The organism is Frankia sp. CcI49, assembly GCF_001983215.1.
GTDB lineage: Bacteria > Actinomycetota > Actinomycetes > Frankiales > Frankiaceae > Parafrankia > Parafrankia irregularis.
On sequence record NZ_MOWP01000037.1, the window covers coordinates 149,713 to 171,354 of the forward strand.

Below are 21,642 nucleotides of genomic sequence, written 5' to 3' on the forward strand. Positions count from 1 at the left end.
AAGGCACACACCAGGCGGAACGGGACGGCCGAACGGACGGCCGAACGGACGGCCGAGGGCGCGGGACACCCAGCGGGGGCGGTCAGGCGGAACGGCGCGTCGGCCCGCGGTCGGTGTCCTCCTGGGCAGCGTCGCGGGTGCGCCGCCGTGTTCCCACGGTGGCCTTCGCGCCCGTCGTGGTCTTGGCGCCCGTCGTGGTCTTCCCGGTTCCCTCCGTCACCTTCGTGACCTTCGCCGTCTTCGCGGTTCCCGTTGTGGCCTTCCCACCGGTCGGGCTCTTCGTGCCCGCCTTCGCGCCCGGGCTCTTCTGTGCCCCACGTGCCCGCGCCGCCGCCCCGTCGAGCGCACCGGATTCGGCGCCGTCCCCGCGCCCCTCCCGGGCCGCCTCGATGCTCGCCCGCAACGCCGCCATGAGGTCACCCGCGGGTGCCCCCGCGGCCTCGCCGGTGGCGGGGGCGACGACCTCCCGCCCGGCGATCTTGGCATCGATCACGGCCTGCAGGGCCTCGCGGTAGCCGTCGGAGAACTTCGTCGGGTCGAAATCCGCGGCCAGGGTCTCGATCAACGAGCCCGCCATGGCCAGCTCCTGCGAACGGACGTCGACCTCCTCGGCCAGGAAGTCGAAGTCCGGTTCGCGCACCTCGTCCGGCCAGAGCATCGTCTCCAGGACGAACACCTCGTCGCGGACCCGCAGGGTGGCGAGCTGCTCACGCTGGCGCAGCGCGACCTTCACCAGCGCGACCCGCCCGGAGCCGGCAAGCGCGTCCCGCAGCAGCACGTAGGGCTTCAGACCCGGGCGGTCCGGCTCCAGGTAGTAGCTCTTCGCGAAGTAGATCGGATCGACCTGGTCGAGAGGCACGAACTCCAGCACATCGATCGAGCGGGACGTCGTCAGCGGCAGGCTCGCGAAGTCCTCGTCGGTGAGCACCACCGTCTCACCGTCGGGCAGCTCGTAGCCCTTGGCGATGTCCGCGTAGGGAACCTCCTCGCCATCGCTCTCGGCCACCCGGCGATACCGGATTCGCACCCCGTCCGAGCGTCTGACCTGGTGGAACGAAACATCCCGCTCCTGGGTCGCCGAATAGAGCCGGACCGGGATCGACACCAGACCGAAGGAGATCGCACCCTTCCAGATCGAACGCATGTTCACTCCCCAACTCGAGTCAACACAATGGTGTGCCACTGGAAGACCACCGGAAAGTCGATCCGGGTCGCGTGCGGACCAGTCCAACCAGCGCCGAGTCGGGTGCGTCGATGGCGGGTATCGGTGCCAGGCGGCCGGAATGCCGCACCGGAGGTGACGAGCGGCCCCGGCAGGCGGCGAGCAGCGAGCCACCCGGCGGAGCCGAGCCACCTCCGGCGGCAGCGGCAAGCGATGCAGCGGCAAGCGATGAGGGGAGCGCCTGATGAGTTCACCGACCGAGCAGCTTCTGGAGGTCCCGGACGCCGATGCCGCCGAGCAGTCCCGCGAGCTACGCCCAGCGGATGGCGCGGACACTCCGACGGCCGACGGGCCCCGGGTGACCCGCCCCGCCGAGGCCGACGAGTTCGACACCGTCGAGCAGAACCTCGTCGTCGACCAGGACGACGAGGAGGAATACCGCTAGGCCGGTCGAGCCGGTCGAGCCGGTCATCCAGGGCCGAGGGCGCCAACGCGGGTACTGTTGGCGAGATGTCGACGTGGCTGGGCACCGACGGCCACCGTGTAGTCGGCGAACGGTGTGGTCGACCAACGTCGGTGATCAGTCAGGAGGTGCGCGGGTGACAGCCGAGCCTGCGGCGCCACAGTCGCGTCCGGGTCGCACCCCCCGGCTTCCCCGAAGCGCGCGCCGGTTCCAGCTCCTGGGCGCGGCCCGGGAGGTGTTCGTCGCCCACGGGTACCACGCCGCGGCGATGGATGAGATCGCCGAGCGGGCCGGGGTCAGCAAGCCCGTCCTCTACCAGCATTTTCCCGGCAAGCTCGACCTTTACCTGGCACTGGTCGACGAGCACACGGAACGGCTGGTCTCGGCGGTGCGCGCCGCGCTGGCCTCTACGACTGACAACCACGTGCGCGTCGAGCGGTCCGTCCGGGCCTATTTCGACTTCGTCAACGACCCCAGCGGTGCGCACCAGCTCGTCCTGGAGTCGGACCTGCGCAGCGAGCCCGCCGTCCGGCAGCGGGTGGAGGACAGCTTCGCGCAGTGCGTGCGCGCGATCGCGGCGACCATCGTCGTGGACACCGGCCTCACCCAGGACGAGGCCGATCTGCTGGCGGTCGGGCTGGTCGGCCAGGCCGAGTCGGGCGCACGCTGGTGGCTGCAGCGCGGCGCCACGATCCCCAAGGAACGCGCCGTGGAGCAGCTGGTGGAGCTGGCCTGGCGGGGAATCGCCGGCTACCCTCGCCAGACGCCCTACGGCGAGGCGGGCGAGACCCCGGTCGAGACCACGCCGGTCGAGGTCGAGGCGGCCGAGCCGGCCTGATCGCGCGGGATGCGCCGACCACACGGGACGCTCCGACCACACGATGATCCTGCGCGCCGCGGCGACCGGCCGCGTTCGGCGTGTGCCCGGAGCCGGCGTGTGCCCGGAGCGAACAGCGGGCCACCAAGCCCGCCCGGCGGCCCGTAGGCCATAGTGTGGGCGCTGATCGTCCCGTCGGCGGCGCTCGCCGTCACGGAGAACGCCCCCAGCCAAACTCGACCACGCGGAGGTCATCGAGTGGAGGTCAAGATCGGGATCAAGCACGTCGCCCGCGAGCTGGTACTGGAGAGCACCCAGTCACCAGAGGCGGTCGCGTCGCTGATCAGCGAGGCGGTCGGTGGCAAGACCGGACTTCTCACCCTCGTGGACGAGAAGGGGCGCCGGGTCGTCGTCCCGGTGGACGCGCTCGCCTACGTCGAGATCGCGGAGTCCGAGGCCCGCCGGGTCGGTTTCGGCACCAGCTGACAAGCTGAACGGGTGCCGGCTGGCCCGCTGGAGAAGCGGGCACCAGCCGGCACCGGCACCGTGTGGTCAGAGGTTCGGGTGGTCCCGAGGACAGGGCCCCCGCCCAGCCCGCACCGCGCGTTCGAAGGTCGAAGAGTTGAGGATGTTGGTCGTTCTGGCGACCAACATCCTCAGATCCTGCCCGGCAGCGGCCGGAAGCCGGCGCGCTTCCGCCGGAAGCCGGCGCTTCAGGCGGAGAGGCCGAGGGCGGCCATGCGCTGGCGGTGTGCTGCCATGATGCGGTTGAAGATCTCGGCGATCTCCTCCAGATCTCCCACACCGGCGAGCAGGCCGGTGAGCGCGTCCCGGTCGGCCGCGACCCGCTGCGCCTGGGTCAGTGCCTCCCCGACCAGGCGACGGGCCCACAGCGCGAGCCGGCCCGCCATCACCGGGTTGCTGGCGATGGCGGCACGTACCCGTTCGACGGCGAAGGCCGCATGGCCGGTGTCGGCGAGCACGCTCAGGACCAGCGACCGTGGCTCGGGCTCGAGCCGACCGGCGATCTCCCGGTAGAAATCGGCGGCGATGTTGTCCCCGACGTAGGCCTTTACGAGGCTCTCCAGCCAGTCCGACGGCGCGGTGAGGTTGTGGAACGCCGTCAGCGCGGACACGAACGGTGCCATCGCCTGCTCGAGGTCCACCCCGAGCCGATGGAGCTCGTTCCCGATGGCCTCGAAATGCGCGAACTCGGCCGCCGCCATCCGACCGAGCTCGATCTTGTCGGCCAGCGTCGGAGCCATGCGGGCGTCCGTCGCCATCCGCTCGAACGCGGTCAGCTCACCGAAGGCGAGCAGGCCCAGCAGGTCGACCAGAGCAGGGTCCGCGCCTCCCGGCGCGACCGGCTCGCCGGCGGGCCCAGGCGAGTCGGCGGTAGGAGTTCCGAGGTGGGTCTGCGAAGTCTGGGCCACGGCGTGATTCTGGCACTTCCCGGCGATCGCGCCGGTGCGCACGTGCGGGCTGGACGTCCCGCGTGACGGGCGAGCACCACGTGCGCCAACATGCGCCCACGTGCCCGCATGTGCCCCGGCCACGTGACCGCGGCCCGGCGGGCCGGTGGGTCGGTGGGCCGCCCTCACGTCCCCTCGGCCAGGTTGACCTGCCAAACCGACCGTAATGTCGCATTTCGATCGTCATGAGCTGATGTGTCGTTGGCATGAAGGTGGGATGTCGGCAGGCCGACGACAGAAGTCCCGCGAGGTGTCGGGCACGTTGCCGAGCAGGGGGTGGCGACAGCGGAACCGGTGCCGCGTGGCGTCTGTGGGCACGAATTCCGACGACGGCCAGCGCCGCCACGCACAGATCAGCGAACAGACAGAACGAGAACATTGCAATATCACACCCACGCAGGGCGGGACCCGGGTTATCCTTGGCTCAGCCGGTGGTCATCACACCACCCAGCCATCAGGCCGCTGTTCGACTGACGCCGCCCCGGGAATCGGGCCGCTGGCGCCGCGCGGCATATCGCGAGCGGGTTCAGCGTAGGACACCGCTCAGAGCAGACCAGGAGCGTCCCGCTGTCCGTCACAAACACACCATCGTCCGACATCGAAGCCACCAGCAACACCGAGCCCACCGGTAACACCGAGCCCACAGCCAGCACAGAGCTCGCCACCAGCACAGAGCCCACCAGCGAAGCCGCAGCAGCCGCCGCCGTGGGTGACGTCCCCGCGCAGGAGCGACCCGAGGCCCCGTTGTTCGCCGAGATCGGCGTCCGGCCCGAGACCGTCGCCGCGCTCGCGGAGGTCGGCATCGTCCGGCCGTTCGCGATCCAGGAACTCACGCTCCCGCTGGCGCTCGCCCGCACCGACATCATCGGCCAGGCGCGGACCGGAACAGGCAAGACCCTCGCCTTCGGCATCCCCGTCGTCCAGGTCGTGCAGGCCCAGGACGAAGGCGCCGACGGCCACCCGCAGGCCCTCGTCGTCGTCCCGACCCGCGAGCTGTGCGTCCAGGTCACGGCGGACATCGCCCGCGCCGGCCTCGGCCGCGGGCTGCGCGTGCTGTCGGTCTACGGCGGCCGCGCCTACGAGCCCCAGCTCAGCGCCCTGCGCGCCGGCGTGGACATCGTCGTCGGCACACCGGGCCGGCTGCTCGACCTCGCCCGTCAGAAGGCGCTCGACCTCTCCCAGGTGCGCACCCTCATCCTCGACGAGGCCGACGAGATGCTCGACCTCGGCTTCCTGCCGGACGTCGAGCGCATCATCGCGTTCCTCCCCGAGCAGCGGCACACGATGCTGTTCTCCGCGACGATGCCCGGGCCGGTGATCGGGCTGGCCCGCCGGTTCATGAGCCGGCCGGTGCACGTCCGCGCCGAGCAGCCGGACGAGGGCCGCACCGTACCGAACACCCAGCAGCACGTCTTCCGCGCCCACGCGCTGGACAAGATGGAGGTCCTCGCCCGGGTCCTGCAGGCGACGGACCGGGGCCTGGCCATGGTGTTCGTCCGTACCCGGCGCACCGCGGACAAGGTCGCCGACGACCTGGCCCGCCGGGGCTTCGCCGCGGCGGCCGTCCACGGCGACCTCGGCCAGGGCCAGCGTGAGCAGGCCCTGCGCGCGTTCCGCGGCGGCAAGGTCGACGTGCTGGTCGCCACCGATGTGGCGGCCCGCGGGATCGACGTCGGTGGCGTCACCCACGTGGTGAACTACCAGTGCCCCGAGGACGAGAACGTCTACCTGCACCGGATCGGCCGGACCGGCCGCGCCGGCGGCAGCGGCGTCGCGATCACCTTCGTGGACTGGGACGACCTGCCCCGGTGGACGTTGGTCAACAAGGCACTCGCACTGCCGTTCCAGGAGCCGCTGGAGACCTACTCCACCTCGCCGCACCTTTTCGAGCTGCTGGCCATCCCGGCCGACGTGAAGGGTTCGCTGCCGCACTCCGCGCGCACCCGGGCAGGGCTGGCCGCGGAGGAGGTCGAGGATCTCGGCGGCGGCGGCCGGCGCGGTACCCGCCAGCGCACCCGTGAGCGTGACCAGGAGGAGAAGGCCGTTCGCCCGGCGCGTACCCGGGTGCGGCAGCGCACCCGCGGTGCGGGCGCGGCCGCGGCCGCCACCGGGCTGACCGTCGCCGGCGAGGCCGACGCCGTCGAGGGCACCGATCCGGCCCCCGTGAGCGACGTCGACGTCGACACCAACGGTGCCGGGCTCGCCGGTCGGGCGGCGACCGTCACCGCGGTCCGGGTCCTGGGCGGCGACAGCGAGGACGGTGCCGGCGAGCTGACCGCCACCGACTCCACCGACGAGCCCGCGCGGCGGCGTCGGCGACGCCGTGGTGGCCGGGGCCGCGGCACCGGCAGCGTTCGCGACGCCGGGGCCGAGTCGGGCGGCGACGGCGACGAGGACTCCGCCGCGGAAACCCACGCCCGCCGCGCCGAGTCAGCCTGAGGCGGGTCGCGTCAGCCTCAGGAAGGTCGAATCGGTCTGTCGAAATCGGTGTCGAAATCGGTCTGTCGGAGCGTCTGAGGCAGGTCGAGACGGGCCAGGGTCGAGACGGGTCAGGGTCGAGACGGGCCAGGGTCGAGACGGGCCAGGGTCGAGACGGGTCAGGGTCGAGACGGGCCAGGGTCGAGACGGGCCAGGGTCGAGACGGGTCAGGGTCGAGACGGGTCAGGGTCGGGTGCGCAGCGCCAGCCTGACCCAGCTCGGCCGCCCGCAGGCCGGGCAGCGCAGCAGCGACGGATGCCGGCGCGGGAGCGGAAGGTGCACGCTCGGCGTCAGCACCCACAGCGCCCGCCGCAGGCTGACCGTGCTCGTCCGGCCGCAGCGGGAGCAGTCGACCGTGAGAACGGCGCTGCGGTTCCCCGGCGGACGCACCCCGCTGTAGAGGGCCCGCTTGCCCTGCGCGTCCCGGCCGGTCGACGCTCCGGATGTGCTCACGCCGGCGACCTGGACCGACCTGGGGGCACCGGGGCTCGCGGGCGTCCCGGGTGGCCCGGGTGGCCCGGTGGCGCGCTCCCGGTTCGTGGGACGTCCCGTGTTCTCGTCCGGGCCGCCTGTTCCGGTGCGGGGACGCAACCGGTCGAAGCCCGCCGACGCGTTCGAGCTCACACCGCTCCTGACACCGCGGCACCGGGCATCACGGCTGCCGGCGTCACGACTGCCGGCATCACAGCTTCCGAGGGCACTGCCTGAACCGATGCGGGCGTCGCCAGCCGCGGCGCGCTTCGCGGCGCACCGCCCGCTTCGCCTTCGCCGCCCGCACGTCCACGCGACGCCCCTCGCCCGGTGGCCTGGGTACCGGCGGACGGCTTCGCGGCCCCATCGGTCCCCCCACCCCCACCCCCACCCGCGATCTCACGGGCGTGTGCGCGATAGGCCTCGGCGCCCTTCGAACGGCCGGCGGTGGTGAGGATCGACCGCCCCAGGCCCGGCGCCTCGGCGAACCGCACCGACCGGGCGATCGGCGGATCCAGGATCGTGACCTGATAGCGGGTCTCCACGTCGAGGACGACCGCCCGGCTGTGCGCGGTGCGCCCGTCGAACAGGGTGGGCAGCACCCCGCGGACCCGCAGCCGCGGGTTGGTGAGCCGCTGGACGTCCGCGACGGTGTCGAGGAGCTGGCCCACGCCGCGGTGGGAGAGCGTCTCGCACTGCAGCGGGATGACGACCTCGTCCGCGGCGGTCAGCCCGTTGATGGTGAGGACCCCGAGCGAGGGCGGGCAGTCCACCAGCACGAAGTCGTACTCGGCGGCGATCTCCCCCAGTGCCAGCCGCAGCGCATGCTCGCGCCCGGTCCGGGAGAGCAGGATGGCCTCGCAGCCGGCCAGCTCGATGGTGGCCGGCAGCAGGTCGCTTCCGTCCGGGGTCGAGCGGATGACGATGCCCGGTGGCAGCCTCCCGAGCAGCACGTCGTGGACGGAAAGCTCCAGCGTGTCCGGGTCGAGGCCGAGGGAGAACGTCAGGCAGGCCTGCGGGTCGAGGTCCACCAGCAGGACGCGCCGCCCCAGCTCGCTCAACGCGGCGCCGAGGCTGGCGACCGAGGTCGTCTTCGCGACGCCACCCTTCTGGTTGGCTACAGCAAGGACCCGGGCCACATCGATCAGTGTGACAACTGAAACCGACTGATCACAACACTATCTGTGACTGAATCTCTCGCGTACATCAGCTGGCGGGACAAACCAGCCCAGGCCGGGCGCACCGGCGGGCGCCCGGCCTGACATGTCGGGCGTACCACGCCGCGGCCCGTGTTGCCGGCATCCCGGACGGGCAGGACCGTTCCCGGCACCGCCGAGCACCGGAGCTGACCTGCAGGCAYCGAGACACCGGACCTGACGGCACCCGGCACCATGCACCACACGGCACGCACCACACGGCACGCACCCCACAGGCACCACGCGACACGCAGGCACCACGCGGCACACGGCCGACCCGAGGGAGCGACCAGCATGCTTGAGGCCGCCGGCTACCTGTTCGTGGCCGTGCTCCTGATCGCCGGCAACGCCCTGTTCGTCGCGGCCGAGTTCGCGCTGGTCGCCGTCGAGCCGCATCAGCTCCAGCAGGCCGTCGACGCGGGTGAGCGCCGGGACCGTACCGTGCTGCACGCCGTGCGATCGCTGTCGTTCCAGCTCTCCGGCGCACAGCTGGGTATCACCGTGACCTCGCTGGCCGTGGGCTACCTCGCCGAGCCCGCGATCGCGACCCTGCTGCGGCCGCCGCTGGCCGCGATCGGGATCGGCCCGTCGCCGCGCGGGGTGACGGCGATCGTGCTGGCGCTGGTCCTGGCGACCGTGACGCAGATGGTCTTCGGCGAGCTGGTGCCGAAGAACTGGGCCATCTCCGAGCCGGTGCGGGTCGCCCGCGCCGTCGCGCCGGCTCAGGTGCTGTTCTCGCGGGTGTTCCGGCCACTGATCAGTGTCCTCAACGGCGCCGCGAACGCCCTGGTCCGGGCGGTCGGCGTCGAGCCCCAGGACGAGCTTCGCGCCGGGCGCTCGTCCGCCGAGCTCGACTCGATCGTGACATCGTCGGCCGAGCATGGCACCCTGCCCACCACCACCGCCGCGTTGCTGAGCCGGTCGCTGCGCTTCGGTGACCGCCACGCGTCGGACGTCATGACCCCACGGGTGCGGGCCGTGCTGGTCGACGTGGACACCTCCCTGACGGATCTGCTGGCGCTGGCCGAGCGGACCGGCCTGTCCCGCTTCCCCGTGCTGCGGGCCGCGCCACCGGCCGCCCCGGCCGCCGATGAGGTGGTCGGCATCGTGCACGTGAAGGACGCGTTCCGGGCACCACCCCCCGAACGGGGGATGCGCCGGGTGGCGGAGTTCATGAGCGACCCGCTGCTGGTTCCCGCCTCGCTGCACTGCGAGGTGCTGCTGCACCGCCTGCGCCGCCATGGTCTGCAGCTCGCCGTCGTGATCGACGAGTACGGCGGGCTGGACGGCATCGTGACGATGGAGGATCTCGTCGAGGAGCTCGTCGGCGAGGTCGCCGACGAGTACGACCGACCAGCCGCACCGGACGTCGTCGCGCTCGGCCCGGGGCAGTGGCTGCTCTCCGGCCTGCTCCGCCTGGACGAGGTCCGGGAGCACACCGGAGTCGACCTGCCCAGCGGGCCGTACGAAACCGTCGGCGGTCTCATGCTGGCCCGGCTCGGACGTCTCGGGCAGCAGCACGACGTCGTCCGGGTCGACGGACACGAGCTTGTCGTGGTGTCGATCGACGGCCGCCGGATCAACCGGATCCGCCTCGTCGCGGCGGCGGACGACCGATGAGCCTTCTGCATCTCACGGGGCACGGTCAGGACCGCCACAGGTCCGAGTCGACGACGGAGAAGGCTCGATGAACCTTCTCGCCTTTCCGGCCGGTCTGCTGCTGCTGGCCGGGAACGCCTTCTTCGTCGGCGCCGAGTTCGCGTTGATCTCGGCGCGGCGCGACCGCGTCGAGCCGACGGCCCAGCGCGGCGACCGACGCTCGCAGGCCGTCCTGGCCCATCTGGAGCATCTCTCCCCGCTGCTGGCGGCCACCCAGCTGGGCATCACGGTGTGCTCGCTGGCGCTGGGCGCGGTCACCGAACCCGCCGTCGCCCACCTGCTGGCCTCGGGCCTGGACGCGGCCGGAGTCCCCCACGACGCCCAGCACGTGATCGCGTTCGTGATCGCCCTGGGCATCGTGGCGTCGCTGCACATGGTGCTCGGCGAGATGGTGCCGAAGAACCTCGCCATCGCCGGCCCAGAACGAGCCGCCCGCTGGCTGGGCCCGCCGCTGTTCGCCTTCGCCCGCCTGGTCCGGCCGTTCATCCTGTTCCTGAACGCGTTCGCGAACACGGTCCTGCGGCTGCTGCGGGTCACCCCGTCGGACGAGCTGACGTCCGCCTACACACCCTCGGAGCTCGGGGCGCTGATCGGCCAGTCGCGGCAGGAAGGGCTGCTGCACAAGGGCGAGCACGAACTGCTGACCCACGCGCTGGAGCTGTCGGTACGCACGGCGCGCACGGTGCTGGTCCCGAGCGCGGACATCGTCACCGTGCCCTGGACGGTGACGGCCACCGAGCTGGAGAGGTTCGTCGCCGAGACCGGCTTCTCCCGGTTCCCCGTCCGCGCCCCGGCGGCCGGGCCCGGCCGGGAACAGGGCACGACCGCGGAACTGGCCGGGTTCCTGCATGCGAAGGACGTCCTGGGGATCCCCGAGGACGCCCGGGACGAGCCGCTCGTGCCGCGGCGGCTTCGGCCCATGGTGCGGATTCCCGTGGACCTGCGCCTCGACGAGGTGCTCCGCCTCATGCAGCGGACGAAGAGCCACCTGGGCCGCGCGGTGGACGCGGCGGGCAGCACCCTCGGCGTCGTCGCCATGGAGGACGTCGTGGAGGAGTTCGTCGGCGAGGTGGAGGACGCGAGCCACCGCGGTGCCGCCGACAGCCGGTCCTGAGGCATCGGTCCCCGGGCCCCACGCCCCTGGCGGTCCGTGTCCACCCGTCCGGTCGCCTGGCAATCCGCAAAAGCGAAGGATTCTGGTCGTTCTGACGACCAGAATCCTTCACTCTTCGGAGTCGCCCCACCGGGCCGCGATCAAGATCCTCAGTTTTTGCCCGGCAGCGAAGCCAACCCGGCGTTCAGGATTCTGTTGCACGCTCCGAGCACCGAGCACCGAGCCAAGTTCGAACACCCCAGGCAGAGGGCTGCCCGCGCCGCCCGTCGCCCGCCACGCGCACAGGACTGACGGCGCGGGCCGCGCCACGAGGACGTGGTCAGCCGGCGGCCGGCGCCGCGCTCTGGACGACCTCAAAAGACCACAGAGTCGCACCGGAGGCGGCTGGCCCACCGTGACCACCCGGTGCGCCGGCCGGCGCACCCGCGGGCGCACCGGAGGGGGCGCCCCCGGGATGGCCGTGGGCTGGCGGCGCGGTCTGCGCGCCGGCGGCCCGGTGCCCCTCGCTGAAGGCCATCGAGGACTGCCACTTCTGGAAGTCATCCTCGCTGCGCCACCGGGTGTAGACCAGGTAGGTGTCGGTCCCCTCCAGCGGCCGCAGAAGCTCGAACCACTCGAACCCGTCCGCCTTCTCGACCATCCCGGCCCGGCCGGCGAACCTCGCTTCGAGGGTCTCCCGCATCGCCGGGGGAACCGTCAGCACATTGATCTTCACGACACTCATGCCCGCAACGGTAATGCGGGACGTCCCGGAGTGACGTCGCCATCCCCACCGGTGGCTCATGCCGTACAGTCGGCCGGCGTGTCCCGTCTTCCCCGTCTGGCCGTGGTCCTCGGCGTCGGCGCCGCAGCTGACGATCCGGCGGTGTATGGGGCCGCCGGCGCGGCCGCGCTCATCGCCCTCACCGAAGGCGGGCTGGAACCGATCATGGTGCTCGCCGCCAGTGGCGGCGCCGGCGACCTGGCAGCCCGCGCGGCCGAGCGGTCGCTGGCCGGGTTCGGGCTGGTCGACCGGCTCACCCGCCTGCCCGGCCCGCTCGCCGTGGGCCCCGTGCCCGCCGATGGTGGCCCGCGCCGCTCGTTCACGCTGTCAGGCACCGGCCCGCAGCACGACGGGGACGGCGCGACGGCCCTCGCGCACCAGGACGCGGTCGTGTTCGTCAGCACGCCCGACCTGCTCGGCAGGACCGGCCTGGCCGGCGTGTCCGACCTGGCCGGCGCTTCTGACCTGGCCGGCGCTTCTGACCTGGCCGGCGCTTCTGACCTGGCCGGCGCGCCCGGCGCCGCGGCGGCGACCACGGGTGAGAGCGCACCACCGGTGGCCTGGCGCGACGATCCGTCGTCGCCGGCGGCCCCGGGTCGATGGGGCGAGAGCCACTTCTTCGGCGAGGTCTTCCACATCGAGCTCGAAGGCCTGTTCAAGGTCTCCGCCGACCCGGACCTGGCCGGCCCGCAGGGCCGGTGGATCGGCGAGTACCTGCGCGGGCGCTACCTGCTCCCGGCGCGCTCGGACATGGTGCGCGATCCGGCGCGGTTCGGCGGGCGGCTCCGGGCGGCCGCCATCGGCCGGGCACCCGGCCGCCGCTATCTGACCGCGCTGACCCGCGAGGTACGACGGGGCCACGCTCGCGCTGCCAGCGCGGGCTACCCTCTGCCTCTCCGGGCCCACTCCCACTGAGCCGCTCCCCCTCACGGGAGCGTGTGGCAAGCCCGAGCTTCGTGCCGCTGCCGCTGCCGCTGCCGGGCAGGATCTGAGGATCCTGGTCGCCAACACGACCGGAATCCTCAGATCTTCGGGCTGCCGCTTCGAGCTGCCACTTCGGGCTGCCGGCTCCGCACACCGGTCCGCCGCGGCGGACACGTTGCGCCGGCCCCGGGAGCGGGACTCTCAGCGCCCGCCACCACCGCCGGGAAAGGGGCGGCCTGGCTGGCCCGCGGCGGCCCGAGTGCTCCACGCTCCCGGCGATGCCGCGGTACCCGATGCCGCGGTGGCGGGCGGTGCGCCGGCCACCACGGCTGACGACTCGACCCCTGGGACGTAGGTGGGCGGCTCGTGATCGTTCTGGCGTCGCCCCACGACCAGCTGGCACAGGCCCGGCTCGACGGTCCAGGTCCGGCGGTCGAGCTGGTCCTCGATCCGGATCGGCAGCCGGGCGAGCGGCTCGGCCGCGCGCCGATGGCCCCAGGCGTGTGCGGCCTCCCAGGTCTCGAAGATGCCCACGAACTGGCCGTCACCGTCGAAGACCTGGAAGCGGCTTTCCTCGCCGACACGCGGATCGGCGGCCGCCTGCCGAGGATCCGCCGGTTGGGCCGCCCCCGCGGCGGTGGACCCGTCGAAGGCCGGACCGCGCCAGCCTGCCGTACGGGCGGCCGAACCACCGTCCATCATGATCCCCCCCGCGCAGCCGTGACGGTCCATGACAGAGCCGCCCGCCGGCCACCATAAGCAATATATCGGACACATAGTGTCAGTCGAGAACCGTGAGCGACGCACGTGCATTCACGATGATTGTGCATCCATTGTTCCCACCCCCAGCCAACTTATGCTGAGATCATGACGCTCAGGCTACATTGGCATGCGAACGGTTATATTTCGTTAACCCTTTTAAATGACACGAACACCTGGTAGCCCCGTGACGGCAGAACTCGCTCTTCCGTTCGGTGTGCTCAGCGCGCGCTCCCCGCCGCTTTGAACCCGATTCGGCGCGCGGGCAGGCGTGGCATGCGCCGCGCGCTCCGCGATGACGCGCAAAGCATCAGCCAAACGGCCATAGAGAGGCACCATGTCCGAGCTCACCATCGGGGGAAGTCCGACAGTGCGCCGTCGGCGGCTCGGCGCCGAGCTTCGCCGACTCCGGGAACAGGCGGGGCTGTCGGCGGACGACGCCGCACGCCACCTCGAATGCTCCCCATCCAAGATCAGCCGGGTGGAGACCGGGCGGACCCCGGCCCGCGTCCGCGACGTCCGCGACCTGCTCGATCTCTACCTGGTGAACGACTCGTCCGAGCGGGGGATCCTGCTCGACCTGGTGCGCCAGTCGAAGGAACAGGGCTGGTGGCAGTCCTTCGGCGACGCGGTACCCGACTGGCTGGAGACGCTGATCGGCCTCGAGGGCGACGCAGACACGATCTGCACCTACGAATCGGTTCTCGTCCCCGGCCTGCTGCAGACCGAGGAGTACACCCGCGCGCTCGCCATGGACTTCGACGGTGAGGGCTCGCCCTCCGAGGCCGAGCGCACGGTGGCCCTCAAGCGGGAGCGGCAGAAGCGACGCGGCCAGACCGGGCGGCGCATCCACGCCCTCCTCGACGAGGCTGTCCTGCGCCGTCCGGTCGGCGGGCCGGAGGTCCTGCGCGGCCAGCTGGAGCACCTGCTGGCGGAGGCGTCCAGCGGGCGGGTCGTAATCGGGGTGATCCCCTTCCGCGCCGGCGGCTACCCGGCTCAGGGCTTTCCGTTCACCCTCTTCGAGTTCCCCGATACCAGAGACCAACCCGTGGTCTATCTGGAGGCTCTCTCCGGCGCGGTGTACCTGGAAAAGGCACACGAGGTTCGCCGCTATAAGGTCGCCTTCGACAAACTCAGAGCCTGCGCTCTCGGTCCCGACGAGGCAGGCGCCATGATCATGCGCATAGTTGAGAAGGTGAAAGTGGAGTGAACGCATACACAAGCGGTGCCGGCAAGGGTGGCGTCGAGTCCCTCGCTTGGCGGACGAGCAGCTACAGCCAGCCGCGTGGAAACTGCGTCGAATGGGCACCCGGTGCGGGCTCGGCGTTCGTACGGGACTCCAAGGACCGCGCCGGGGGCACGCTGGTGTTCTCGGAACGGTCCTGGTCGTCGTTCGTCAGCGCCATCCGCACCGGCGCGCTGAGCTGACGCCGGCGGCCTGAATGCTGATGTCAGCGGCCTGAGTCGGCCAGCCCGCCGCCCGGCTCGCTTCCGGTACCGTCCCGGGACCGCGAACGGCCGGGCGGCGGGCGTGCGGAGACCGCCCCGAGTACACCAGGACGTCAGACGTCAGGACGTCAGGACGTCAGGTCGAACTCGCCATCCGCGAGGCCGGCGAGGAAGTCATCCCACTCCGCGTCGGTGAACAGCAGGACCGTGCCGACAGGCTGGTCCGAGTCACGCATGGCCATGCCACCCGGGACCCTCGCCACCTCCACACGGTTGAGCTCGCCCTCCCCCGCCGCGGCGGAGCGCCACGACGCGCTGGCGAGATCCCGGTGGGTGTAGGAGAACTTGCGCGGCACTGGTACGGCCCCCCGACCTGGTCAGAGCGGATATGGGTTGCGGTCGCCAGGGCAGGCGGGCGACCCGCGCCGACCGGCGCAACCCTGAAGAATCACCACCCTAGAAGCCTTGACGCGGCCCGGCGCGCAGGTTGCACGGCGAGTCACCGCCGGCGACAACAAGCGGCCACAGTCATTCGGCCAGCCCCTCCCAGGGCTCCCGGTCGGGCGATACCGCGCGCCCCTGCGGGCAGTGCCGCCGGAAGTCACACCAGGAGCACAGCGGGCCCGGGCTCGGCGCGAACACGGCATCCGCATCGGCACCGGCGCGCAGCCGCTCGGTCGCCTCGGTGATGTCACTCGCGACGGACTCCGCGCGCTGCACATGCCGCTGGAGCGAGGCGTCGGTGTGCTCGGCGACGGCGACCGTTCCGCTGGGCAGATGGTGCAGCTCCACCCGGCGGCACGGGGTGCGCAGCATCCGCCCGGCGGCCAGGGCGTAGAGCGCCAGCGCGGACGACCCACGGGCGTCGGCCTCGGTGAGCGGGCGCCGGCCGGTCTTGTAGTCGACCACGACGAGCTCACCGTCCCGCTGGTCGAGACGGTCGACGCGGCCGTGGAAGGCCAGCTGCTCGGTGCGGGTGGCCACCTGACGCTCCACGGCCCGCGGCTCGGCGGCGGGGTCGAGCCCGGCGGTGTATCCCTCGACCATCGCCGCCGCGCGCTCCCGCCAGGCCGCCGACTGCTCCCGGTCACGGAAACCGTCGGTGACCCAGGCCATGCGCAGCAGCCCGCCGGCGCGTTCCGGAGTCCGCGCCGGCAGCGGGACGTCCCACCAGCGGTGCAACGCGTTGTGCACACTGACGCCGACGGAGGTGTGCGCCCACGGCGGGCCCTTGGGCGGCGCCGGGCGATCCAGGTAGGTCATCCGGTATCGGCGCGGGCAGTCCTCGAACGCAGCCAGCCGGGACGGCGTGCAGGAGAACAGCCGGCGGGGCATCCCGGCCAGCTCCATCTGGTCCATCTGCCGATCATGCCACCGGGGGTCACGAGCCCGGCTTCACATCCGTACCTTCTGGACTGCGCGGACCACGCCTGGCATGCTCGGTCCATGCAGTTCGGTGGGCCTCAGACGCGCGCGCTGGAGAGCACAGCTCTGTCAGCGGCGATCGGGGCACCACAGGCCAGGATCGGGCGGCCGGGTGTCGGCCGGGTCGGTCTTCGTCCACCGCGAAGGTTTTATGGGGGCCGGGTTCGGTCCCCGCTCTGCCGCTGATCGCACGCGGCTCCGCTCAGACCACAGCCCGGCAACACCCGGGTCCTTCGTGGCGCGGGCCGCGCCGAGCCCTACCGAAGGGCCCCACCCGTGACGAACGTCGTCGACGCCGCAAGCTCCGCCACGACCTCACCGGCCGCCGAGGCTTCCGAGTCAGCCACGCCCGCCACCTCCGCGCCGACCATCGCCTCCATCGACGAGGGTCGTCAGCTGATCGATGACATCGACATCAGGATCCGCGCCCTCGTGGCAACCCGCAAGGATCTGTCCGCCCAGGTCCAGGCGCTGCGTGCGGCAGCCGGCGGCCCGCGGGTCGAGCACGGGCGGGAGAACGCGATCATCACGGCCTGGGCGGACGAGCTTGGCCCGCGGGGCGCCGAGATCGCGCTGGCTGTACTGACCCTCTGCCGCGGCAACCTGCCGTAGGCCCGCCAATATTGATCTAGGTCGCCGCACGCCTCGTCAATACGGACAAAACGGGCGTGGAGTGCCCGGCAGTCCGCGTGAAGCAAGGATTTTGACCATCGGAGCGCCCGTCACAGAGTCCCAGGCCTCGGGCTTCCACTGCCGCCGCCGCTTCCGAGCAAGGAGTGAGGATTCTGGCGCCTGCAGCAACCAGAATCCTCACTTCTTGCGGATTACCAAGTGACTCCGCGCCCTTTTGTCGCTATTGGTGTGAACTGCGGACGCTGCGCGGCGGCGCGGGTCAGCTGCTTTCCCGCGGGTCAGGCGAAGCGGCGGGCTCCCCCGGGCCGCCCGCCGCGCCGGATCCACCGGTGCCGCCGGATCCACCAGTGCCGCCGGAGCTGGACGTCCGGGCCGGGCCTGCCGGCCTGCCAGCCCCGTTCTTCCCTCCGGCCCCGTTGTACGCGCTGGGCACGCTCTCGCGCTGGCGACGGCGCTCCCGCTTGTCCTTACGGGACTTCTCCGCCCGGGAGCCCCCGCCGTCCAGGTCGGCGAGCAGCGCCCTCAGCTCGGACCGCAGGAAGTCCCGGCTGGCCAGGTCGCCGATGGAGATCCGCATGGCGGCGAGCTCCCGGGCCAGGTAGCCGGTGTCATCCTGCAGGCGCACCGACGCCTCCCGGTCCTGCGCGAGGTTCGCGCGGTCCCGGTCGTCCTGGCGGTTCTGCGCCAGCAGGATCAGCGGCGCCGCGTATGCGGCCTGCAGGGACAGTGCCAGCGTCAGGAAGATGAACGGGTAGTTGTCGAAGCGCACCGAGGCCGGGGCCACGATGTTGTAGACCACCCACATCACGATCACCACGGTCTGCACCGCGATGAAGCGGGCGGTGCCCAGGAACCGGGCGATCCGCTCGGCGACGCGGCCGAAGGCATCCGGCTCATAGCTGGGCCGGACCTTCACCCGCCGCGACGCGTGCGGCTGGTCGAGCCGCCCCGCCCGCCTGCGCAGCAGCCCGATCATGTGGCCGCCGGCGCGCTACCCACCTCGCCGCGCCCACCCGGCTCCGGATCACCGGCCGGCGGAACACCCAGCAAGCCCGGTGACGCCCCGTCCGTCTCGTCCGCGCCGAGCTGGTGCTCGCGCCAGTCCGACGGCAGCAGGTGGTCCAGCACGTCGTCCACGGTCACCACCCCCACCAACCGTCCCGCGTCATCGAGGACGGGCGCCGCGACCAGGTTGTACGAAGCCAGATGGCGTGTCACCTCGGGCAGCGGCGTATCGGGACGCAACGGGGTGATGTCGACGTCGATGACGCCGCCGACCAGGGTGCTGGGCGGCTCCCGCAACAGCCGCTGGAAGTGGGCGAGGCCCAGGTAGCGCCCGGTCGGTGTCTCATAGGGCGGACGGACCACGTACACCTGGGCAGCCAGCGCCGGTGACAGCTCGGGGGCGCGCACGCGCGCCAGCGCCTCGGCGACCGTCGCGTTCGGGGCGAGGACCACCGGTTCGCTCGTCATCATGCCGCCCGCGGTGTCGTCCGCGTAGACGAGCAGGCGGCGCACCGGAGCCGCCTCCTCGGGCTCCATCAGGCGCAGCAGCCGTTCGGCCTCATCGGTCGGTAGCTCGCCGAGCAGGTCGGCGGCGTCGTCGGGGCCCATCGCCTCCAGCACGTCGGCGGCACGCTCGGCGGCGAGACCGCCCAACAGCTCCACCTGCTCGTCCTCCGGGAGCTCCTCGAGGACATCCGCGAGCCGCTCGTCGTCCAGGGCCGCCGCCACCTCGGCCCGCCGCTTGCTCGACAGATGGTGCAGCAGCGACGCGAGGTCCGCGGGGCGCAGCTTCTCGAACGCGGCGAGCAGGTTCGCCGCGCCCTGGCCCTCCTCCGGCAGGGAGAAGCCGGTCACCTCGTCCCAGCTGACAGTGCGGACCTCGCCGCGGCGACCCCGGCCGACCCGGACCGCGACCTGGTCGAGGATCCAGTCGCCCGTGCGGGTCGGCTCGATGGCGGCGTCGACGACGGTCACCTCGCGCCCCTGGTCGGCGGCGCCGCCCGCGGACCGGTCCGCGGGCGGCGGGAGCAGGGTCACCCGGCGGTCGAGCAGCTCGGCGAGCACGCGGGTCTCGTTCGGGCGCTGCGCGAAGCGACGCCAGCTCAGCCGGGCCGACGACAGCACCACGGCGCCGGACTCGACCCCGGTGACCCGCGAGATCGGCACGAAGATCGGCCGGCGCTGCACCTCGACGGCAAGACCGAGCACCCGCGGGGGCTCATGGCCCAGCCGGAGGGTGACGATCACATCGTGGACCCGGCCCACCTGGTCCCCGTTCGGGTCGAGCACCAGCAGGCCGGCGAGACGTCGGCAGTAGACCCGGGACGGACCCGGCCGGGCGGTCATCGGTGGCCTCTGGCCGGGGGGCTGGCAGGGACAGACACAGCGGTCACGGGCGGAGGCTACCCGCGTGTCGGGGCGTCGCAACCCGCGGGCCGCGAGACCACGCGCGACACACCACTGGTCGCCTCACCCGTTCGGCGTTCGGTAACCGCCGGACACCAGGCGCCACCGACCGCTCGGCGCTGCCGACCGCTCCAAGGCGCCAACCGCTCAGAGGCGCCAACCGGCCAGCAGGGCCGGCGCCGCTCAGAGGTACTGGCGCGCCGGGCCGACCATGGCGCGGACAGTGCGCCCGTCATGGAACTCGCCGATCGCCGTCATCGCCCAGGTGGGCGCGCCCGGCTCCCGCTGCAGCCGGCACATCACCAGACCGGTCGCCGGCTTCGACTCCGAAAGGTCGAAGCGGACCAGCTCCTGGCCTGTCTGATCGTCGATCAGCCGGCAGAACGCGTTACGGATGTCGGTGAACGACTGCCCCTGGAAGCTGTTCACCGTGAAGATCAACGTGATCACGTTGGGCGGCAGGGCCGCGAGGTCGACCATGATGGTCTCGTCGTCGCCCTCGCCCTGACCGGTCAGGTTGTCCCCCGAATGGCGGACCGCCCCACGGGCGCCCTTCTTCGACATGAACCAGACCTTGTCCACGTCCTTGCCGCGATCATCGAACAGGATGCACGAGGCGTCGAGGTCGATGGACTTGCCGAACTGGGCGGGATCCCAGCCGAGCCCCATCCGGACCCGGACCAGCGGGGGCGCACCGGTCTTGACCAGCGACACGCTCTGCCCCTTGCGCAGCGAGACGCGCCCCTTGTCGAGGTTGATCTTCCCTGCGCCGGCGGCCGCACCGGCGACCGGGGCCGGCCCGCCCTGCGGCGGGCCCCACTGCTGACCCCCCGCGGGTGGCGGCGGCGGACCCCACTGCTGGCCCGGCGGCGGAGGCGGCGGGCCCCACTGCTGCTGGCCGGGCGGGGGACCCCACTGCTGGCCCCCGGGAGGCGGCGGCGGAGGCGGACCCCACTGCTGGCCCGGCGGCGGGCCCCACGGCTGACCGGGTGGCGGCTGCTGGCCGGGTGGCGGCCCAGGCGGCGGGCCCCACGGCGCTCCCCCGGGCGACGACGGCACGACCTGGGTCGGGGCGTCCCACTGCGACGGGCCCGCGGGCGGCGCGGGAGGTGCCGGCGGCGGAGGAGGCGGCGCCTGTGAGGCGGCGGGCGCCGCGGAACCGGTGTTGYCGGTTCCCGGGTCGTCGACCGTGATGCCGAAGTCGGTGGCGATCCCGGCCAGCCCGGAGGCGTACCCCTGCCCGACCGCCCGGACCTTCCAGGCACCGGAACGGCGGTACAGCTCGACGAGCACCAGCGCCGTCTCGGTGCTCAGCCCGGCCGGGTCGAAGCGCGCGATCTCCTGGCCGCCCCGGTCCCGGACCACGACCGTCAGACCGCGGACGGCGGCGAACGTCTGCGGCCCTGATCCGTCCAGGCTGCCTGTGACGACCACCTTGTCGATGTCGGCCGGCACGGCGGTGAGCGTGAACTCCAGCGCGGACGGCGGTGCGAGGCGGACCCCGGGACCGGCCGGCTGGTTGAAGAAGACGAAATCCGCGTCGCCGCGCACCTTGCCGGACGCCGTGAGCAGCAGCGCGGCGATGTCCAGCGGGGTGGACGACGAGATCTCGACCCGCAGGTCCGTCGCCGGCAGCGCGGCGTTCGCACCCTTGCCGAGCACCTGTGCCATCTGACTCTCCGATCCGCCGTCACACCAGGCCCGCCGTGGAAACGAACAGGTGCGGCGTCGTGATCCTACGATCGACCGCTATGAGCGCAACCGACGATCCGATGCATGACAACCTCGCCTGGGCGGGGCAGCCGCTCGGCGGTGACGACGTCCTGCGGCGGGTCGAGGGCCACCTGACCGGATGGTTCGGCCCGGACAGCGGCCGGGCCAGCCTCACCTTTCTCGGCACGGACCCCATCGAGGTCCTTCGGTTCGGCCCGGACTCCGACGGCGTCGTCCGCTACGTGACGCTGGGGATGGCGCGGGAGCCCATGACGCCCGCGGACGCGACCGTTCGGGACCCCGCCGGCCCGCGGGCCGAGCTCGTTCTCTCGCTGCGCGGACGCCGGGACAGCGCCGCCCGTGCCCTGGCGGTTCTCGCGTCCGTCCCGGTGGTGGAGGGCCGGCCCGTCGTCGCCGGCAGCGGGCTCGATCTGGGTGAGCCGCTGTGGGAGGGCGGGCGGTTCACCGCGGTCCTGGTCGGCGAGCCGGGCGGGTTGGTTCCCGACGTCGAGCTCGGGCGTGGCGGCCCGGCTGGCGGCGACGGTGAGCCGCCTGAGACAGCCGGCGGGCCCGCGCCGGTGCGTTTCCTTCCGCTGCTGCCGATGACCGCCAACGAGGCGGCCTACAAGCGTGTGCACGGCGCCACCGCGATGTGCCAGCGCTGGTTGGACGCCGGTACCGACCTGCGCGACCCCGACCGCGCCGAGGTCGACCTGAGCTGACCGTCGCGCC

At 72.4% G+C, this 21,642-nt stretch carries 22 protein-coding genes; 11 read left to right on the top strand and 11 right to left on the bottom strand.

Annotated features, from left to right (window positions below):
- Window positions 1-82: 82 nt before the first annotated feature.
- Window positions 83-1,144, bottom strand: coding sequence for a Ku protein (locus CcI49_RS32530; RefSeq protein WP_076833098.1), 1,062 nt, complete (start codon window positions 1,142-1,144; stop codon window positions 83-85).
- A gap of 262 nt (window positions 1,145-1,406) precedes the next feature.
- On the opposite strand from CcI49_RS32530, the gene CcI49_RS32535 reads away from it, so the two are divergent.
- The 3 genes from CcI49_RS32535 to CcI49_RS32545 all read left to right on the top strand — a co-directional run bounded on the left by CcI49_RS32535 (window position 1,407) and on the right by CcI49_RS32545 (window position 2,928).
- On the top strand, window positions 1,407-1,607 hold the full coding sequence (locus CcI49_RS32535; protein ID WP_054565162.1) for a hypothetical protein: 201 nt from the start codon (window positions 1,407-1,409) through the stop codon (window positions 1,605-1,607).
- Window positions 1,608-1,761: 154 nt separating this feature from the next.
- Complete coding sequence (locus CcI49_RS32540; RefSeq protein WP_054565163.1) at window positions 1,762-2,463, top strand: TetR/AcrR family transcriptional regulator; 702 nt, start codon at window positions 1,762-1,764, stop codon at window positions 2,461-2,463.
- Between the two features lie 237 nt (window positions 2,464-2,700).
- Window positions 2,701-2,928 (top strand): DUF3107 domain-containing protein, encoded by a 228-nt coding sequence (locus CcI49_RS32545; RefSeq protein ID WP_006543213.1) that lies wholly within the window; start codon window positions 2,701-2,703, stop codon window positions 2,926-2,928.
- A 227-nt stretch (window positions 2,929-3,155) separates the two neighbouring features.
- Here CcI49_RS32545 and CcI49_RS32550 read toward each other — a convergent pair whose 3' ends face one another.
- Window positions 3,156-3,779: a ferritin-like fold-containing protein gene (locus CcI49_RS32550; protein ID WP_347280162.1), complete on the bottom strand. Its 624-nt coding sequence runs from the start codon at window positions 3,777-3,779 to the stop codon at window positions 3,156-3,158.
- A gap of 840 nt (window positions 3,780-4,619) precedes the next feature.
- Here CcI49_RS32550 and CcI49_RS32555 point away from each other — a divergent pair.
- Window positions 4,620-6,353: a DEAD/DEAH box helicase gene (locus tag CcI49_RS32555; RefSeq protein WP_347280161.1), complete on the top strand. Its 1,734-nt coding sequence runs from the start codon at window positions 4,620-4,622 to the stop codon at window positions 6,351-6,353.
- A 222-nt stretch (window positions 6,354-6,575) separates the two neighbouring features.
- Here the strand turns inward: CcI49_RS32555 and CcI49_RS32560 are convergent, their stop codons facing one another.
- Together CcI49_RS32560 and CcI49_RS32565 are read right to left on the bottom strand one after the other, a co-directional pair.
- The gene (locus CcI49_RS32560) at window positions 6,576-7,016 is read right to left on the bottom strand and encodes a hypothetical protein (protein ID WP_076833059.1); all 441 of its coding nucleotides are present in this window, start codon (window positions 7,014-7,016) and stop codon (window positions 6,576-6,578) included.
- The gene (locus CcI49_RS32565) at window positions 7,013-8,002 is read right to left on the bottom strand and encodes a ParA family protein (protein WP_076833063.1); all 990 of its coding nucleotides are present in this window, start codon (window positions 8,000-8,002) and stop codon (window positions 7,013-7,015) included. The genes CcI49_RS32560 and CcI49_RS32565 overlap by 4 nt, the downstream gene beginning before the upstream one ends.
- Window positions 8,003-8,353: 351 nt before the next feature.
- Here CcI49_RS32565 and CcI49_RS32570 point away from each other — a divergent pair, with 351 nt between their 5' ends.
- Complete coding sequence (locus CcI49_RS32570) at window positions 8,354-9,679, top strand: hemolysin family protein (protein ID WP_054565166.1); 1,326 nt, start codon at window positions 8,354-8,356, stop codon at window positions 9,677-9,679.
- A gap of 67 nt (window positions 9,680-9,746) precedes the next feature.
- Window positions 9,747-10,832, top strand: a complete 1,086-nt coding sequence (locus CcI49_RS32575) for a hemolysin family protein (protein WP_054565167.1) — start codon at window positions 9,747-9,749, stop codon at window positions 10,830-10,832.
- A 319-nt stretch (window positions 10,833-11,151) separates the two neighbouring features.
- Here CcI49_RS32575 and CcI49_RS32580 read toward each other — a convergent pair whose 3' ends face one another.
- Entirely contained in the window at window positions 11,152-11,556 is a 405-nt protein-coding gene (locus tag CcI49_RS32580) for an antibiotic biosynthesis monooxygenase (protein ID WP_054565168.1), read from the bottom strand.
- 141 nt (window positions 11,557-11,697) lie between these two features.
- Here CcI49_RS32580 and CcI49_RS32585 point away from each other — a divergent pair, with 141 nt between their 5' ends.
- Window positions 11,698-12,510 carry a hypothetical protein gene (locus tag CcI49_RS32585; RefSeq protein ID WP_241840368.1) on the top strand — a complete coding sequence of 271 codons (813 nt, stop codon included), beginning with the start codon at window positions 11,698-11,700 and terminating at the stop codon, window positions 12,508-12,510.
- A gap of 210 nt (window positions 12,511-12,720) precedes the next feature.
- Here CcI49_RS32585 and CcI49_RS41115 read toward each other — a convergent pair whose 3' ends face one another.
- Window positions 12,721-13,218, bottom strand: a complete 498-nt coding sequence (locus CcI49_RS41115; protein WP_076833070.1) for a hypothetical protein — start codon at window positions 13,216-13,218, stop codon at window positions 12,721-12,723.
- A gap of 397 nt (window positions 13,219-13,615) precedes the next feature.
- On the opposite strand from CcI49_RS41115, the gene CcI49_RS32595 reads away from it, so the two are divergent.
- Both CcI49_RS32595 and CcI49_RS32600 read left to right on the top strand, forming a co-directional pair.
- Complete coding sequence (locus CcI49_RS32595; protein WP_054565170.1) at window positions 13,616-14,488, top strand: helix-turn-helix transcriptional regulator; 873 nt, start codon at window positions 13,616-13,618, stop codon at window positions 14,486-14,488.
- Entirely contained in the window at window positions 14,485-14,706 is a 222-nt protein-coding gene (locus CcI49_RS32600) for a DUF397 domain-containing protein (protein ID WP_006543224.1), read from the top strand. Before CcI49_RS32595 ends, CcI49_RS32600 begins: the two co-directional genes overlap by 4 nt.
- A 149-nt stretch (window positions 14,707-14,855) precedes the next feature.
- Here CcI49_RS32600 and CcI49_RS32605 read toward each other — a convergent pair whose 3' ends face one another.
- Both CcI49_RS32605 and CcI49_RS32610 read right to left on the bottom strand, forming a co-directional pair.
- The gene (locus CcI49_RS32605) at window positions 14,856-15,083 is read right to left on the bottom strand and encodes a DUF397 domain-containing protein (RefSeq protein WP_054565171.1); all 228 of its coding nucleotides are present in this window, start codon (window positions 15,081-15,083) and stop codon (window positions 14,856-14,858) included.
- 172 nt (window positions 15,084-15,255) lie between these two features.
- A complete protein-coding gene (locus tag CcI49_RS32610) occupies window positions 15,256-16,086 on the bottom strand; it encodes a PD-(D/E)XK nuclease family protein (protein WP_076833072.1) in 831 nt (276 codons plus the stop codon).
- Between the two features lie 342 nt (window positions 16,087-16,428).
- Between CcI49_RS32610 and CcI49_RS32615 the strand changes: the two genes are divergently transcribed.
- The gene (locus CcI49_RS32615; RefSeq protein ID WP_054565173.1) at window positions 16,429-16,764 is read left to right on the top strand and encodes a chorismate mutase; all 336 of its coding nucleotides are present in this window, start codon (window positions 16,429-16,431) and stop codon (window positions 16,762-16,764) included.
- 280 nt (window positions 16,765-17,044) lie between these two features.
- On the opposite strand, the gene CcI49_RS32620 is transcribed toward CcI49_RS32615, so the two are convergent.
- The 3 genes from CcI49_RS32620 to CcI49_RS32630 form a co-directional block, all read right to left on the bottom strand.
- Entirely contained in the window at window positions 17,045-17,761 is a 717-nt protein-coding gene (locus CcI49_RS32620) for a DUF1003 domain-containing protein (protein WP_076833076.1), read from the bottom strand.
- The gene (locus tag CcI49_RS32625; protein ID WP_054565175.1) at window positions 17,758-19,137 is read right to left on the bottom strand and encodes a CBS domain-containing protein; all 1,380 of its coding nucleotides are present in this window, start codon (window positions 19,135-19,137) and stop codon (window positions 17,758-17,760) included. The genes CcI49_RS32620 and CcI49_RS32625 overlap by 4 nt, the downstream gene beginning before the upstream one ends.
- Before the next feature lie 243 nt (window positions 19,138-19,380).
- Window positions 19,381-20,868, bottom strand: a complete 1,488-nt coding sequence (locus CcI49_RS32630) for a TerD family protein (protein WP_083749854.1) — start codon at window positions 20,866-20,868, stop codon at window positions 19,381-19,383.
- A gap of 80 nt (window positions 20,869-20,948) precedes the next feature.
- Between CcI49_RS32630 and CcI49_RS32635 the strand changes: the two genes are divergently transcribed.
- A complete protein-coding gene (locus CcI49_RS32635) occupies window positions 20,949-21,632 on the top strand; it encodes a suppressor of fused domain protein (RefSeq protein ID WP_083749855.1) in 684 nt (227 codons plus the stop codon).
- Window positions 21,633-21,642: the final 10 nt, after the last annotated feature.